Source organism: Cyclobacterium sp. 1_MG-2023 (assembly GCF_030546805.1).
Lineage (GTDB): Bacteria > Bacteroidota > Bacteroidia > Cytophagales > Cyclobacteriaceae > Cyclobacterium.
Genome location: NZ_JAUOPC010000002.1, coordinates 559,017 through 574,520 on the forward strand (window position 1 = coordinate 559,017; position 15,504 = coordinate 574,520).

11 protein-coding genes are annotated in these 15,504 nt (G+C 40.5%); 9 read left to right on the plus strand and 2 right to left on the minus strand.

Annotated elements, in window-relative coordinates; all coding sequences use genetic code 11:
• The 4 genes from Q4534_RS04640 to Q4534_RS04655 all read left to right on the plus strand — a co-directional run bounded on the left by Q4534_RS04640 (position 1) and on the right by Q4534_RS04655 (position 5,377).
• A complete protein-coding gene (locus tag Q4534_RS04640) occupies positions 1–1,482 on the plus strand; it encodes a RagB/SusD family nutrient uptake outer membrane protein (RefSeq protein ID WP_303612003.1) in 1,482 nt (493 codons plus the stop codon).
• A 96-nt stretch (positions 1,483–1,578) separates the two neighbouring features.
• Positions 1,579–3,081 carry a sulfatase gene (locus Q4534_RS04645; RefSeq protein ID WP_303612004.1) on the plus strand — a complete coding sequence of 501 codons (1,503 nt, stop codon included), beginning with the start codon at positions 1,579–1,581 and terminating at the stop codon, positions 3,079–3,081.
• Positions 3,082–3,134: 53 nt separating this feature from the next.
• A complete protein-coding gene (locus Q4534_RS04650; protein WP_303612005.1) occupies positions 3,135–4,145 on the plus strand; it encodes a hypothetical protein in 1,011 nt (336 codons plus the stop codon).
• 44 nt (positions 4,146–4,189) lie between these two features.
• The gene (locus Q4534_RS04655; protein ID WP_303612006.1) at positions 4,190–5,377 is read left to right on the plus strand and encodes a sialidase family protein; all 1,188 of its coding nucleotides are present in this window, start codon (positions 4,190–4,192) and stop codon (positions 5,375–5,377) included.
• Between the two features lie 308 nt (positions 5,378–5,685).
• Here Q4534_RS04655 and Q4534_RS04660 read toward each other — a convergent pair whose 3' ends face one another.
• Both Q4534_RS04660 and Q4534_RS04665 read right to left on the minus strand, forming a co-directional pair.
• A complete protein-coding gene (locus tag Q4534_RS04660; RefSeq protein ID WP_303612007.1) occupies positions 5,686–6,561 on the minus strand; it encodes an AraC family transcriptional regulator in 876 nt (291 codons plus the stop codon).
• A 106-nt stretch (positions 6,562–6,667) separates the two neighbouring features.
• The gene (locus Q4534_RS04665) at positions 6,668–7,108 is read right to left on the minus strand and encodes a c-type cytochrome (protein WP_303612008.1); all 441 of its coding nucleotides are present in this window, start codon (positions 7,106–7,108) and stop codon (positions 6,668–6,670) included.
• A 99-nt stretch (positions 7,109–7,207) separates the two neighbouring features.
• Here Q4534_RS04665 and Q4534_RS04670 point away from each other — a divergent pair, with 99 nt between their 5' ends.
• The 5 genes from Q4534_RS04670 (at position 7,208) to Q4534_RS04690 (ending at position 15,085) form a co-directional block, all read left to right on the plus strand.
• A complete protein-coding gene (locus Q4534_RS04670; protein ID WP_407933567.1) occupies positions 7,208–8,524 on the plus strand; it encodes an amidohydrolase in 1,317 nt (438 codons plus the stop codon).
• 476 nt (positions 8,525–9,000) lie between these two features.
• Positions 9,001–10,500, plus strand: coding sequence for a hypothetical protein (locus Q4534_RS04675; RefSeq protein ID WP_303612009.1), 1,500 nt, complete (start codon positions 9,001–9,003; stop codon positions 10,498–10,500).
• A 56-nt stretch (positions 10,501–10,556) separates the two neighbouring features.
• On the plus strand, positions 10,557–12,098 hold the full coding sequence (locus Q4534_RS04680; RefSeq protein WP_303612010.1) for a N,N-dimethylformamidase beta subunit family domain-containing protein: 1,542 nt from the start codon (positions 10,557–10,559) through the stop codon (positions 12,096–12,098).
• Complete coding sequence (locus tag Q4534_RS04685) at positions 12,095–13,585, plus strand: neutral/alkaline non-lysosomal ceramidase N-terminal domain-containing protein (protein WP_303612011.1); 1,491 nt, start codon at positions 12,095–12,097, stop codon at positions 13,583–13,585. Before Q4534_RS04680 ends, Q4534_RS04685 begins: the two co-directional genes overlap by 4 nt.
• A gap of 39 nt (positions 13,586–13,624) precedes the next feature.
• Positions 13,625–15,085, plus strand: coding sequence for a neutral/alkaline non-lysosomal ceramidase N-terminal domain-containing protein (locus Q4534_RS04690; protein WP_303612012.1), 1,461 nt, complete (start codon positions 13,625–13,627; stop codon positions 15,083–15,085).
• The last annotated feature ends 419 nt before the right edge of the window (positions 15,086–15,504 follow it).

A 15,504-nucleotide genomic window follows, 5' to 3' on the forward strand; every position in this document is an offset into this window, starting at 1 on the left:
ATGAAAAACTTTAGTATAGCTTTTATATTAAGCATATTTCTACTCGGCTCCTGTTCCGACCTTCTGGATGTATCACCTACCAGTGTGATCACTACAGGTTCTTTCTGGAATACAGAAGGGGATGCAGAGGGTGCCTTGATAGGAATGTATGTTAATCTCAGGAGTATTTCCAGTTCTACCTTGTATTATTTGGGTGAAGCACGAGCGGATGTAGTGGCGCTAGGAACCGTTGGAGACGGTGGATGGTCTAAATATTACTTGAACCGTCTGCACCCCGATGATGCCGGCCCTAGTTGGCAAAGTTTATATACCTTAGTGAATAGTGCTAACTTAATTATTAAGTATGTGCCTGAAATTGAGTTTGCCTCAGAAAACAGGAAAAACACCATTCTGGCTGAAGCTTATGCCATGCGTGCATTTGCTTACTTTGTAATGACAAAAACTTGGGGAGATTTACCCTTGCGTGAGTTACCGACAGAGAGTGAAAATCCTGAGTTGACACAAATTGAAAGAACAGCACAAACTGAGATTTTTCAATTTATCAAGGCTGATATCGACCGGTCATTGCAGCTGTTTCCCGACAATGACTATGCGGAAAACAAAATGTTTTGGTCCAAGCCTGCAACGAATGCGTTAAAAGGAGAGGTTTACCTTTGGACAGCCAAACAAATGGGTGGCGGAAGTTCAGATCTTCAAACTGCATTAAGTGCATTGGAAGAAATAAAAACTACCAATGTTGCCCTCTTGGATAATTTTGAAGATGTTTTTGATTATGAAAACAAAGGGAATGATGAAATATTGATGGCAGTTAGGTTTGCTGAACTTGAATCAGCAGGTAATAATTATTTCAACTCCATGTATTTAATTGGTAGTGCAATCCCGACAAATATTTCTGACGAAGCGAAGGAAACCATAGGTGCCATTGGCGGAGGAAGTAATAATATTGTAGTTCCTACAGATTATGTAAAATCTTTGTATTCGGATGATGACCAGAGAAAGAATGCCTCCTTCTATGAAATTTATACAATCGGTGAAGATGAAGCAATGACTTACTACACAACGATTGTGACAAAAGGAAACGGTACTGTCATTGGTGGAAGTAGAAATTTTATTGATGATATCGTTTTATTCAGATATGCGGATGTTTTATTGATGATCGCAGAAGCAAAAAATGCTTTGGGAGAAGATCCATCTATGGAAATAAATCAAGTAAGGATGCGTGCCTATGGGGATAAATATGATGCGTATGCCTTTACCTCCGGAACGATTGAAGAAAATGATGAAATCATCCTTGAAGAAAGGTTAAGGGAAATGGCCTTTGAAGGCAAAAGATGGTGGGACCTGGTTCGATTTGACAAGGCTCTTGAAATGCTACCAACTTTGAGTGAAAATGAAAATGCTGCTCAAAAAATACTTTGGCCAATTTCAACAAGTGTCTTGAGTTTGGAGAATAAAATCATTCAAAATCCAGGATACCAATAAAATTAATAGCAGAAAATTATAATAATCAGGCTTATAATTGATGGAGCCTGATTATTATTTTCTAACCTTGGGAAAGCTTTAAAATTCAGAAAGTAGATGGTCGATAAACAGGTGAAATATTGGGTGATCTTGATAGCATTTTTTGGTGCAATTGTGATTGGATGTAGCCCCAAAGAAAATCAAAAGCTAAGACCCAATATTTTGCTAATCGTTTCTGAAGACAATAGTTCGGATTTGGGTTGTTATGGGAATGACCTGGTTTATACCCCAAATCTGGACAGGCTTTCCCAAAATGGAGTTAAATTCCTTAATGCCTATACGACTTATGCCGTTTGTAGCCCTTCTAGAAGTAGTATTTTTACAGGTTTGTACCCTCATCAGAATGGGCAGCTGGGCTGGGCTACCCATTACTATGGGCTATATTCCGGAGTAAAAGTTTTGCCAAACTACCTTAAGCAGTCAGGATATAGAACAGGTATTTTAGGCAAAATTCATGTTAATCCGGCAGAAAGATTTGACTTTGATTTCGAGGCATTGCCGGGTTCGAATTTTCAAAAGGAAAGCCTTAAAGATTATGCCCTCAAGGCAAAAGAATTTGTTAATCAATCAGAAGATCCCTATTTTTTGATGGTAAATTTTCCTGATGCACATCTCCCATTTCAAAATGAAGTGGAAGGTTTGCCCACCCAAAAGGTGGACAGGGATAAAATTAAAAATACGCTTCCCTTTGTAGGGGTTAATAATGAGCGATTGTTGGATGAAACGGAAGCCTATTACAACTGTATGAACCGGCTGGATGAATCCATAGGGATGTTGTTGGATAGTTTAGGTGATTTATCCAATACCTGCATCATTTATTTAAGTGATCATGGAGCTCAATTCAGTAGAGGAAAGCTTACCAATTATGAGGGTGGTTTAAAGGTGCCTTTTATAATATCCTACCCTGAGGTAATTAAAGAGAGTGGCTCAAGCAGAGATGAACTGATATCAGTAATTGATATTTTACCTACAGTGCTGGATTTGACAGAAACCAAAGGAGACTTTAATCTTCCGGGAAGGTCCCTTATGGATTTATTTTCAAACAATGTAGAGAAGGACAGCTGGAGGAGCTACTTAGGGGCAGATGGGGAAGGTGCATCACCCGTATTTTATTATCCCAGAAGAAGTATAAGGGGGCAACGCTATAAACTCATCCAAAATATTGATGTGGGAAGAGGCGATTTTCCTGCTTATACTGCCTATGCAAATCCTGCTTTTGGTTCAGGGGCGACGGTTGAAGAAATTGCCGCTTCTGGTGAAAAAGTTCGCAAAGCTTATGACACTTGGAGAAATCCTCCGGAATACGAATTATATGATTTACAGAATGATCCCTGGGAATTTGAAAATTTGGCCGATCAACCGGAATTGGCTGAGGTTATGGATTCCATGAAAGAAGCGCTTAACAATTGGAGAGTGGAAACCCAAGATCCGTTTTTATCAGAAGATAAATTGATAAGATTTACCATGGAAATGGATTCTGTAAATACACTTTATCCGGACCACAGTTATAGAAAAGTAGAAGGGTTTGAATGGGATTACTTAGAATACCTGAAGGATTGAGGTTGATGAAATTTACAAATGGAAAACGATTAATAATTAACCCTTGATATATTATGAAAACTAGCTTTTTATTTTTATTAATGATTTTTCTTCAGTTGACACAGGGATTTGCTGATGAGGTCATGAAAGATTCTTTGAAGGTGGAAAAAATATGGGACAGGGCGCCCCACAATGCCTTCCCTGATATGATTAGGTTTAAAGGGGATTTTTATGTGGCACTTAGAGAAGGAAACAATCATATGCCGGATAAAAGTGGTGCAGTCAGGATTCTCAAATCAAAAGACGGGAAGAAATGGCAGAGTGTAGGCCTTTTGGAAGAAGCAGACAGAGATGTCAGAGAAGGTAGGCTTTCCATTACTCCGGAAGGAAAAATTATGGTCATCACGGCAGTCGGGGTGTATGATGATGGTTATAAAATCCTGTATCCCATGGTTTCCTTTTCTGATGTTAATGGGGAGGATTTCACGCCACTTCAACGGATTGAAATGGATATAGAGCCAAACCTGGATTGGATGTGGAGGGTTACTTGGCACAATAAAGTTGGATATGGCATTGTTTACCGAAATTACAATGCTGCGCGAGAGGTTCATTTGCTTAAAACAACTGACGGCATAAATTTTAATCATGTAGCTCAACTGCCCATAGATGGCGGGCCAAATGAATCTACAATCCGGTTTGATGAAAATGGTGAAATGTATGTGTTGGTAAGAAGGGAAGATGATGATAAAATGGGGGTTTTGGCCAAAAGTGATTATCCCTACACCAAATGGACAACAAAAAAATTAACCAAACGATTGGGAGGGCCTAACTTTTTGTTTTTGGACAAGAATACGCTTTTAATGGGAACTAGGGATTACCGTAAAGAGGGAGCTAAAACTGTTATTCATACCACAGACCTTGATGGCAATATTAAAAAGACGATGGAGCTGCCCAGTGGTGGAGATACAAGTTACCCGGGCATGGTCCTTTATAAGAAGAAGCTTTGGTTTGTTTATTATTCAAGTCATGAAGAAAAAACCAGTGTTTACCTAACTAAAATTCCGCTTAAAGAACTAAGCCAATAATATTTTTTGGCTAGATAGAATATTACAACAAATTAATAAAACTCATGAAAAAACAATTGCTAATAATTGCTGTACTGATTTTAAACAGCTTGTCAGTTCATGCTTTTGATCCGGCGGATAGTACCAAAGCAGTGGCACCAGCCACTAAAGTCAAAGATTTTATTATTTATCAGGATCAAAGCTATTATGCGACTTTTCCTTCTGTAGTAAAAAAGAGCAATGGGGAATACCTGGTGGCTTTTAGAAGGGCCCCGGACAGAAAGGTGGTTTACAAAGAAGAAGGGAATAGTCATGTAGATCCAAACAGTTATTTGGTAGGAGTGACCTCAAAAGATGGTGTCAATTGGACCGAAGAGCCTGAGTTGATTTATTCTCACGCATTTGGAGGTTCTCAGGATCCTTGCTTATTGCAATTGAAAGACGGCACCCTTTTATGTGCCAGTTATGGATGGGCATTTTTGGAAAAAGATGGCTTGGAAAATATAAAAAAACCTCATTTCGAAAACCGATATGGGACGGTGTTTTTGGGTGGATACCTTGTCAAATCCGTTGATGGTGGAGATTCTTGGAAGGGACCTATTTATCCACCATCTATTGAGCCTGAGGTAAACTATACCCCAATGGGTAATAAAGTGCCGGCCTATAATAGGGGAGCTTTGTATGAAGGAAAGAGTGGAAGGATATTTTGGATTGTTGCAGCAAGTGATACTGAGAAAAGAGGAAAAACCTCTAATTACCTTTTGGTTTCAGATGACAAAGGTGAGACTTGGGAGCACCTTAGTACTGTGGCAGTGGATGATGAGGTGGTTTTTAACGAAGCTTCAGCATATGAAACACCAAAGGGAGATATTATCGCTTTTATTCGTACAGCCAAATATGATGACCAAGCTGTGATTGCAAGATCCAAAGATGGAGGCAAAACCTTTGAAAAGTGGGAATCTATGGGTTTTCAGGGGCATCCTCTACAGGCATTGAGATTACCCGATGACAGGGTGTTTTTGGTTTATGGCTATCGACACAAGCCTTATGGTATAAGGGCGAGAATTTTAAATCCAGAATGTACTGATTTTGCCACTGCCGAAGAGATTATTATTAGAGAAGATGGAGGAAGCACAGATATTGGTTACCCATGGGCTGTGAATATGGGAGATGATAAAGTTTTGGTTACTTATTACTTCAATACAGACAATACAAATAGACACATTGCAGGATCTATCCTAAAGATAAATTAAGGCAATAAGATTTATTCCGGCGGCTGAGCGGAGCCGAAGCCATAGGGAGATGTACGTGTCATACCTATTCCTTCGACTCCGTTCAGGAACCGGTTATTTGTTTACCTCTTGAATAATAGATGCTGTATGGGAATCTGCTGAAAGAGCTAACCCCTTTTACCTTATTTTACGAATAGGTTAATCTTGAAAAAAATAAATCTGTAATTCCGGTGGCTGAGCGGAGCCGAAGCCATAGGATGATGTATGCGTCATACCTTTTCTTTCGACTCTGTTCAGGATCCGGTTATTGGTTTTATATTTCGTTTCATTTAAGCGACTTCTTGAATATTTACTGTTTTCCTGAAATCTGAAGGAGTCATTTTTTTTAGTTTTTTAAATTGGCGATTAAAGTTGGCCAGGTTATTAAACCCACAAGCATAGGCCACCTCTACAATATTCATGTCTTCTTTCGCGAGTAGTTTACATGCATGGCCAATTCTAACAGTGTTTAGGTATTCAATAAATGTGATTCGGTATTGCTCCTTAAAGAAATTACAAAAAGTTGTTACCCCCATATTAGCCATGGCAGCTATTTCTGAAAGTGTGATCTCCTGATCAAAATTGTTCAATATATGGTTTTTTATTTTGGTCAGTCGGTCAGAACCTTCAGGTTCACTATCAATAAAACCGGGACTTGCCAAAAGTTGGTATTCTTTATTTTGCGATAGGATATCAAATATTGACAATAGACTTGAAAGACGCTGGATACCATTCATATGGATCATTTCTTTCATTAATTCAGTAATCTTTTCTTTGGTCTTCCCGGTAAATGCCATGCCTCTACTGGCAAGGCCAAGGATATTTCTGATATTTTCCATTTCAGGAATTTGTAAAAAATCCGCACCCAAGAAATCAGCTTGAAACTGAATGACTATTGCCTCAGCTTCATGGTCTGCCTCCCCATTGGTATAAATGGGATCATTGACCCATACATGGGGTAAATAGGGACCCATGCAGACCAAGTCACCGGGTTCAAAATAGCCTATGTGATCTCCTACCATTCTCCTGCCCGTACTCTTTAACACCAGTACCAACTCATATTCGGGATGATAGTGCCAAGGGCAAGGGAAATAAGTCCCTTTTTCTTTAAATACTATAAATGATTTATCAAATTCTTGCGGTAGCCTTACTTCGATGGTTTTCATAGTCTAATTATTAACCCTATTAATTTAGAGAATTTAGAGGCAAAAGAAAACTACAGAATGGCAAAAGGCAAAATACCTGTATAAATCAAAATATAAGGGTAGGAATTTAATCCTCATATTCTAAAGAAAGGATGTAATACACCATTGTTTGTGCATTTTCCATGCTGATGTGGGGATGAGGGGCCATTACAGGATTACCCCAAGAGCCAAAACCACCAGAAATTATTTTCCTAGCCAACAAATCCCTATAAACAGGCTGTATTGGATACCGTTTGGCAATGTCTTTAAAGGCAGGACCTTTGGATTTTTTGTCAATTTTGTGGCAATCATAGCATCCGGCATAGGCGATAAGCACCTCACCTTTGGCCAATACTTCTTCAGGTACATGCTCATCTTTTCCGGGTATTTTTCTTATATAATCCCGATGACGCTTTTCTCCTTCAGAAAGTAGGTCTCCATTTTTTTCTTTTTGATCACAAGCATTCATCAAAAGACCGAAGACCAATAGCCTGACAATTAGTTTTCTGGCTGCCAAAAATAGGATCATCACCAAATCTAATATAAAAAGATAAAATTGTCTTTAAATTTTTACTTATTTTTTTTTGTAACATGTCAATCTACTGCTTGTTTATTTTTAAATTTGGGTATGAGGAGAATATTTAGATTAGATTTTATCATGGCAGGGATTGCCTTTCTCTGTACGGCAAGTTCTTTAATTGCCCAGAGTAAATTAGAAAAACAAGTTAATGAAAGCGCCAAAGAAATTGAGGGGAAGGTGATTGAGTGGAGGAGAGATTTTCATGAGCATCCGGAACTGGGGAACGCAGAAGTAAGAACAGCAGGGAAAATTGCGGCCCACCTGAAAGCTTTGGGCATGGAAGTTACCGAAGGGGTAGCTGTTACCGGTGTAGTTGGTGTCTTAAAAGGAGGGAAGCCGGGACCAACAGTTGCATTGAGAGCCGACATGGATGCGCTGCCAGTGACTGAACGGGTGGATGTTCCATTTAAATCTCAAGTCAGGACCACATACAATGGGCAGGAAAGCGGTGTCATGCATGCCTGTGGTCATGATTCCCATATGGCCATTTTAATGGGGGTGGCAGAAGTATTGACAGGTATGCAAAAAGACCTCAAAGGTACTGTTAAATTTATTTTTCAACCTTCAGAGGAGGGTTTGGAAGACAAATCCATTGATACCTGGGGAGCCAAGCAGATGGTAGAAGAAGGTGTGATGGAAGATGTTGATGTAATTTTTGGATTGCATATCAATTCTCAAACGCCGGCTGGGGTAATTAAATACAAGCCAGGACCGGCCATGGCTGCAGTTGATGAGCTGGAAATTACTGTAAAAGGACAACAGGCCCATGGGGCGTATCCCTGGTCTTCCATAGATCCTATTGTTACATCTTCTCAGATTGTAATGGGATTGCAGACTATAGTAAGTAGAAACGTTAAAATTATAGAAATACCTGCCATCGTAACCATAGGAGCAATACATGGTGGAGTTAGACACAATATTATACCCGAACAAGTGGATATGATTGGTACAATTCGTACTTATAGCCAGCCGCAACAAGAGCTTATCCATCGTAGGATAAGGGAAATTGGTGAAAATATTGCCAAAAGTGCAGGTGCAGTGGCAGATATAAGCATTAAAAAAATGTATCCGGTGACCTATAATGATGAGGCTTTGACTGCCAAGATGCAACCCACCTTAGAAAAAGTAGCAGGTAAAGACAATTTGTGGGTGCATGACCCGGTCACTGGTGCGGAAGATTTTAGCTTTTTTCAGCTTGAAAAACCCGGTTTGTTTTTCTTCTTAGGAGCAATGCCTGTTGATGGTGATTCTGAGAAAGCTCCCTCTCATCATACACCTGATTTTTACCTGGATGAAAGCGGATTTGTCGTAGGTGTACGGGCATTGTCACAATTGACAGTTGATTATATGGCCATGTCAAAATAATGGAAAGGTTGCGAAAACATTGATGATAAAGTGAATAATATAAAAAAAAGGGGAATAGGTCAGCTATTCCCCTTTTTTTATCTCTATTTTCCTATTAAACCTCGGTTTTGCAATTTGAACCTTGAGGAATGAAGTCATCCTAATAATCAAGCTTTTGAGTGACTGTAGCATTTGTTATTAGGAATTAACCTGTGATTGAGTCCGCTAAGGGGTTGAAAATTAAAAGGAACTTGAGTTTTTATGTGAATTAAGCAGGTAAATGAGCGTCTATTGCCTGTTTTATTTTAATAATATAAGGAAAACTCAATCAATAGCCATTCAATTCTACTGACTATCCCCTAAACCTTGCATTAAAATAATATTAAAGCCAAAAAAATAAAAGGTTTCTTTTTTTTGCGTTAATCTGATTATTTTAGGTAAATAATCCTTTATCCTTTAACATTATAAATTGCACGAAACCACAAACATCCAAAAACATGATTACAAAAAACCTCACCTATTGGGATTTGAAGTCAAAGTCTGAAACTTACCTGTACTTACTGATCACTTTAGTTCTCTTCATTGCAGGGGCAGGGAACCTTACCGCTCAGGACCAAAACTCAGAAAAGATTTTTAAGGCAGGTGCAGCACTAAGTGTTATTACACCTAAAATCGGCACTTCGATTAATGGAAATTTTCAAGAAGGTTTTACCCAGCATATTCATGACGATACCCATGCGAGGGGTTTGGTTTTAGATGATGGAAAAACGAAAATAGCGATGGTTACCTTGGACCTTTGTATGGTTTATAGAGAAACCGTAGACAATGCCAAAAAAAGAGCAGAAGAATACACCGGCATTCCAGTGGAAAACATGATGATTTCGGCCATTCATACCCATTCCGGAGGAACAGCTTGTGCAGTGTTTGGCAGTACACCCGATCCCGACTATTTGGCCTTTTTGGAAGAACGGGCTGCTGATGCTATCATAAGGGCCAATAATAATCTGGAACCGGCCAAAATTGGTTGGGGTGTAGGGAGCGAACCGACTGAGGTGTTTAACCGACGATGGAAATTAAAAGAAGGCAAAACCTTTACCAACCCTTTTGGGGGAGAAGATAAAGTAAGAATGAATCCTGGTTTTGAAAATCCGGATCTTTCAGGACCTGCAGGTCCAATTGACCCTGAGGTGCCTATTATTGCTGTTCAATCATTAAGTGGTGAGCCCATTGCCCTACTTGCTAACTATTCCTTGCACTATGTTGGTGGCACAAAAAGTGGAGATATTTCTGCTGATTATTTTGGGATGTTTGCCAATCGAATTGGAGAAATGATAGGTGCAGATCGCCAAAACCCTGAATTTGTTGGGATTATGACCAATGGAACCAGTGGAGACATCAATAATATAAACTTTGGGGGCCCAGTACCGAAGCCCATGGAAAAATATGAGAAAATGGAAATCGTCGCAAATAAAGTAGCGGCAGAGGCTTTCAAAGTATACCAAAGCATAACATATCATGATTGGGTGCCATTGGCCAGTGCACAGACAGAAGTCACACTAGGTGTAAGGAAACCGGATGCAGCTGAACTAGAAAGGGCGAAAAAAATCGTAGCTGAAGCAGAAGGACCTCTCCTTCTTAAAAGAGATGAGCTTTATGCTAGAGAAACCATTTTTCTTAATGACTTTCCGGATCAGAAGCAACTAATCCTTCAGGCACTTCAAATTGGAGATTTGGCGATTACTGCTGTTCCATGCGAGGTTTTTGTGGAAATAGGTTTGGAAATAAAAGCCAAAAGTCCATTTAAACAAACCTTTAGTGTTTCCCTGGCCAATGGATACAATGGTTATTTGCCTACCCCTCAACACCATGAATGGGGAGGATATGAGACTTGGAGGGCCCGGTCCAGTTATTTGGAGGTAAATGCTTCAAATGTAATTACTTCAAATTTATTGGGTCTATTAGACAAGTTAAAATCCTCATCGGTTACTTCCAGGTAAACATCTGAAGTTTTTTATGAAGATTGGTATACAAATTAAACCATCAATTTCTTAAAATGGCGAAGGAAAATAAACTCAGCAGAAGGGAGGCGATAAAATTAAGTGCCGGCAGTGGATTTGCTTTGGCTTTAGGTACAACACCCGCTTTTTCCAAGCCTGCTAATAAAAAGAAAAACCTTATACTGGAAGAAAATAAAAAGGAAGGCACCACTTCCTGGCAGTTGACCAGAGTAAGGCCCGACGAAAAACAATACCGTTCTGCACTTATTGAAGGGTATTGTTCCAGACAAAGTATAATGGCGGGAGAAAGTTTGGACATCATGGTGTCAGTTGATCAGGAAGAGGATTTCCAGATTGACTTTTACCGTACAGGCTATTACAATGGTACCGGAGGCAGATGGTTGAAAAAGACAGGGCCATTAAAGGGAAAACGACAGATTACTCCCGAACCCGGTGAAATGAATATTCATGAATGTAAATGGGAGGTTTCCACTACTTTATCGATTCCAGAGGATTGGCTGAGTGGGGTGTATTTGGGAAAGTTACGCACTTTACCTAAAAGTCCTCGTGAACCTTATTGGGAGAGTTATATTATCTTTATTGTAAAGGATGAGCGAGAGACAGACCTATTGTTTCAATGCTCAGACAATACCTGGCAAGCTTATAACAAATGGCCGAATAATTATTCCATTTATACCCACCCGAAAGGTACACAAGGGCCTTGGGCAAAGGTTAGTTTTGAACGGCCCTATGCTCGGCAAGGGCAATATGAAGCCATAGTAAATGACCCCTTGTCTTTTGGATCCGGAGAATTTATTTCCTTTGAAATGCCATTTTCCTATTTTTTGGAACAGCATGGTTATGATGTGAGTTATTGTTCCAATGTAGATTTATTGACACCTGATAGAGGTTTAAAAGCCAAGGCATTTTTAAGCATTGGCCATGATGAATACTGGGACATCCGGCAATTTAGAAGCGTGGAGAAACTTAAAGAACAAGGGGTGAATCTCTTGTTTTTTTCCGGAAACTCTATTTGTTGGGTGACTCCTTACACGGCAAGCGAAGCAGGTCAGCCTAACCGTAGGATATTTAGAGGAGGACCTTATGGTGCCAATAATGATTATGCAGTTTTGAGAGAAAGATTACATGGTCCATTTCCTGAAAGAGGACCTGATGAAGGAATGTTGATGGGCGTAAGAAATACAGAACCTATCAATGGTGGAGGAGACTGGACTGTAAAAAAGCCGGAACATTGGATCTTCAAAGGTACTGGCATGAAAAAAGGAGACAGCATACCCGGACTTGTTGGTTGGGAGTATCAGGGGGATGCGGCTGATATTGAGGGGCTAGAGATAGTTGCTGAAGGAACTGCCTGGCAAGGAGGTGATAACCCTTGCCCTTTCCAGTCGGTCATTTATCCGGGGCCAAAAGGTAATTTTATTTTCAGTGCAGCAACCATCTTCTGGGCCATGGGATTGAGTAGCCCCCCGGGACATACCTTGCCCTGGTCTCATTACAGCAGGCCCCACGGACCGGATCCAAGGGTGCAGAAAATCACCCATAATCTCTTAGAAAAAGCCATAACCCCTCAATCATGACAGCAAAGCTAGGCGATAAAAATTATATTCGGATTAATCCTCTTGTAAGGTTTGGCATATTTGCCGGAATAATTCTTTTAGGATTAACACGTACACAAGAAGTAATTGCCCGCCAATCCGCTTTGAAAGTAGGGATGGTGCAAATTGAAATCACACCAGATGAAGAGGGGTATCCCCATTACCGCGGGCCAAGTACAGGTACTCACGACCCCTTATTTGCGAAAGCAGTCGTTTTTCAGCAAGGCAATGAAAAGGTAGCGCTAGTAGTAGGGGATTTGTTGTGGGTTGAAAGGGACTTATCCGTAAATGCCAGAGTAAGAATAGAAGAACAAACAGGAATACCCTTTCAAAATATCATTATTGCAGGGACGCATTCACATACCTCTCCGGCATACCATCCCAATATTAGGGAATTAACCGGAACATTGAGGCCTCCATTCGATCAGAAAGTAAACACTGGCGAAGATGACAGCTATCCGCAGCAACTTGAAGACGGCATCGTTAATGCTGTGGCAAAAGCTTTCAATCTAAGGGAGGAGGTATCGATCGATATCCTAAGTGAAGAAGTGGATAATTTGGCCTTCAACAGACGTTTTATCATGAAAGATGGAAAGGTAATTACCAATGCAGGAATAGGTAATCCATTGATTAGGGAAGCAGAAGGTCCAACAGATAAGGAATTGGCTGTGCTGATGATTAAAAGGAAGAAGGACAAATACCCAATTGGAAGTGTGTCAAATTTTTCCTTGCATGCAGATACCTTCGGCGGAACCGCATTTAGTGCAGATTATCCGGGCTTTTTAGCCGGTAATTTGCAAGGGCATTTTCACAAAGATTTTGTTTCGCTTTTTGCCGCAGGTGCCTGTGGCAATATCAACCATATAGACGTCACCGGAACCAGAGAAACGATAAAAAGTTCCTCAGAAATTGGTGAAATCCTTTCATCAACCATTGTACAAAGTGCGAACAACTTTGAAAAAGTTAATGGAACTGACCTAAAGGCCATGTCTAGGGTAATTTATGCTCCCATACAAAATTACTCCAAGGAGGAACTGGAATGGGCCATTCAAGATACTGGTACCCCGCCTTTGTATGTGGAAAAAGCATTTTTAGAAAGAAGAAGAAAACTAAAAATCAGGTCGCTTGAAAGAATGAGACGAACAGAAGCCGTGTCACCGACAATTGGAGATCAAGGTTGGAAGATCCCATTAGAAATACAGGTATTTCAAATGAGTAAGGATATTGCTATCGTAGGGCTTCCCGGAGAGGTATTTGTAGATTTAGGCTTGGCAATCAAAGAGTATTCCCCATATAAACACACTATAGTGGTGGAATTGACCCATAGTCATATTGCTTATGTGCCTACAGAGGAGGCATTTTTCCGGGGAGGGTACGAGACCATTAATTCAAGATTGGCTCCGGGCGGAGGAGAGCTGCTGGCAGATACTGCTATTGCATTGTTGCAGGAAATTCACCGGCAACAATAATACTTGTCATGCTAAAGGACCAAATGAAAGGCGTTTTCTATGCAAAATAAAAGCAAATTAATACCCGACAGGCGAAAGTTTATTGGAAGAATAGCGACAGGGACTTTGGGTTTATTGTCATCACCTGTCTTGTCAATGCATAGAGAAGCATTACTTGAACAGGAGGCTGACAATGGCCTGCCTAAAGTTGGTGAGTACCAATGGCAAATTGGCATAGCCAAGGCACTAATAACACCTCAAAATGAGGTCTGGCTTGCGGGTTATGGTAGAAAAAGGATGGCCTACGGAAAGATCCATGATTTGTGGGCTAAGGTAATTGCTCTGAAAGATGCTTCCGGCAAAAAAGTGGTGATGGTTACCACTGATCATATGGGCATGTCTAAGACCGTTTATGAACGGATATTTAATAAAATTGCGGAACAATTTCAATTGGAACGCTCTCAGTTTATGTTGACCTTTTCACACAATCATTGTGCCCCCTGCTTAGAGGATGATTTGGTGGATTATTACCCAAGTGATGAACAACAGAAGAAAGCGGTAATAGAATATACTTTATGGATGGAAGAGGCGCTAATTGCTGCCATTGATGAAGCACTTCATAACTGGCAGGATTGTGAGCTATTTGCTGGGGGAGGAAAATGCACTTTTGCCGTTAACAGACGAGACAATAAAGAGCCCGAAGTACCAGGCTTATTGGCCAAAGGAATACCTTTAAAAGGAGCGGTGGATCATGAGGTGCCTGTTTTGGCTGCCAAAGGTGCCGGAGGTCATTATTTAGCCCTGCTTTTCGGTTATGCCTGTCACCCTACCACATTGGATTTTAATACCTGGTGTGGAGACTATCCCGGATTTGCACAAATTGACTTGGAAAGTAAATTTCCGGGCACCGCAGCCATGTTTTTCAATGCCTGTGGAGGAGATCAGAATCCTTTGCCAAGAAGAGAATTGGCACTGTGTGAAAAATATGGGAAGATGCTTTCCACTTCCGTGGAGGAAGCATTAAATAAACCAATGGAAATAATTTCTTCTAACCTGAAAACATCCTTCAATTTTGTGGACCTGGCTTTTGAGGAACTGGTTACCTTAGAAAAATTAGAGCCAATAGCCAATGGAAGGAGCCCACTTCATGCCAGGTGGGCAAAACGAATGATAGCAAAGATTGAGAATGGAGAAATATTCGATACTAGCTACCCTTATCCAACCCAAGCTTGGCAGATGGGTGATGAACTTTTATTGATTGGTATTGGAGGTGAAGCAGTGGTAGATTATTCTCTCAGGTTTAAAAAGGAATTTCCTCAGAAAACCTGGGTTTGTGGCTATGCCAATTATATGGCAGCGTATATACCTTCCCGACGTGTTTGGGAAGAGGGTGGATATGAAGGAGGATCACATTTGGATGAGTATGGTCATCCTGCTTGGAGATGGAGAGGAGATGTAGAAGACAAGATTGCAGCAAGTGTGCATAAGGTGGTAAATGATACCAAAGCAGGGTATTCGTAAAGCTTTCGCATAAAATCAAGCGTATATGCAGTTAATTCATACGCATCCAACTTCCCTTTACAACAAAGGGTCTATGCGGCCATGAGGATTTTACAAGCATAGTCAATTTAAGACAAATCGATTAAGGCTGTTACTTCAGTAATGCTTTCCAGTGCCGGAACGAAGTCCAAAATCCGGTGGCTGAGCGGAGCCGAAGCCATAGGGCGACGTACGCGTAATACCTACTCCTTCCGCTCAGGAACCTGTTGCTGGGTAGATAAATTAATAGTTATAATTTGTAGTTGCAAAAGTACAGGCTAATTTCTAGTGATAGAAAGGTTTGGGTGAGTCCTCGAAACGGTATGTTCAACACCTTCAGTGTTGAGAGTAGGGTAGTTTCATCTTCCCGTGGGTTGTCACCCACGGCTATTATTGTTCAG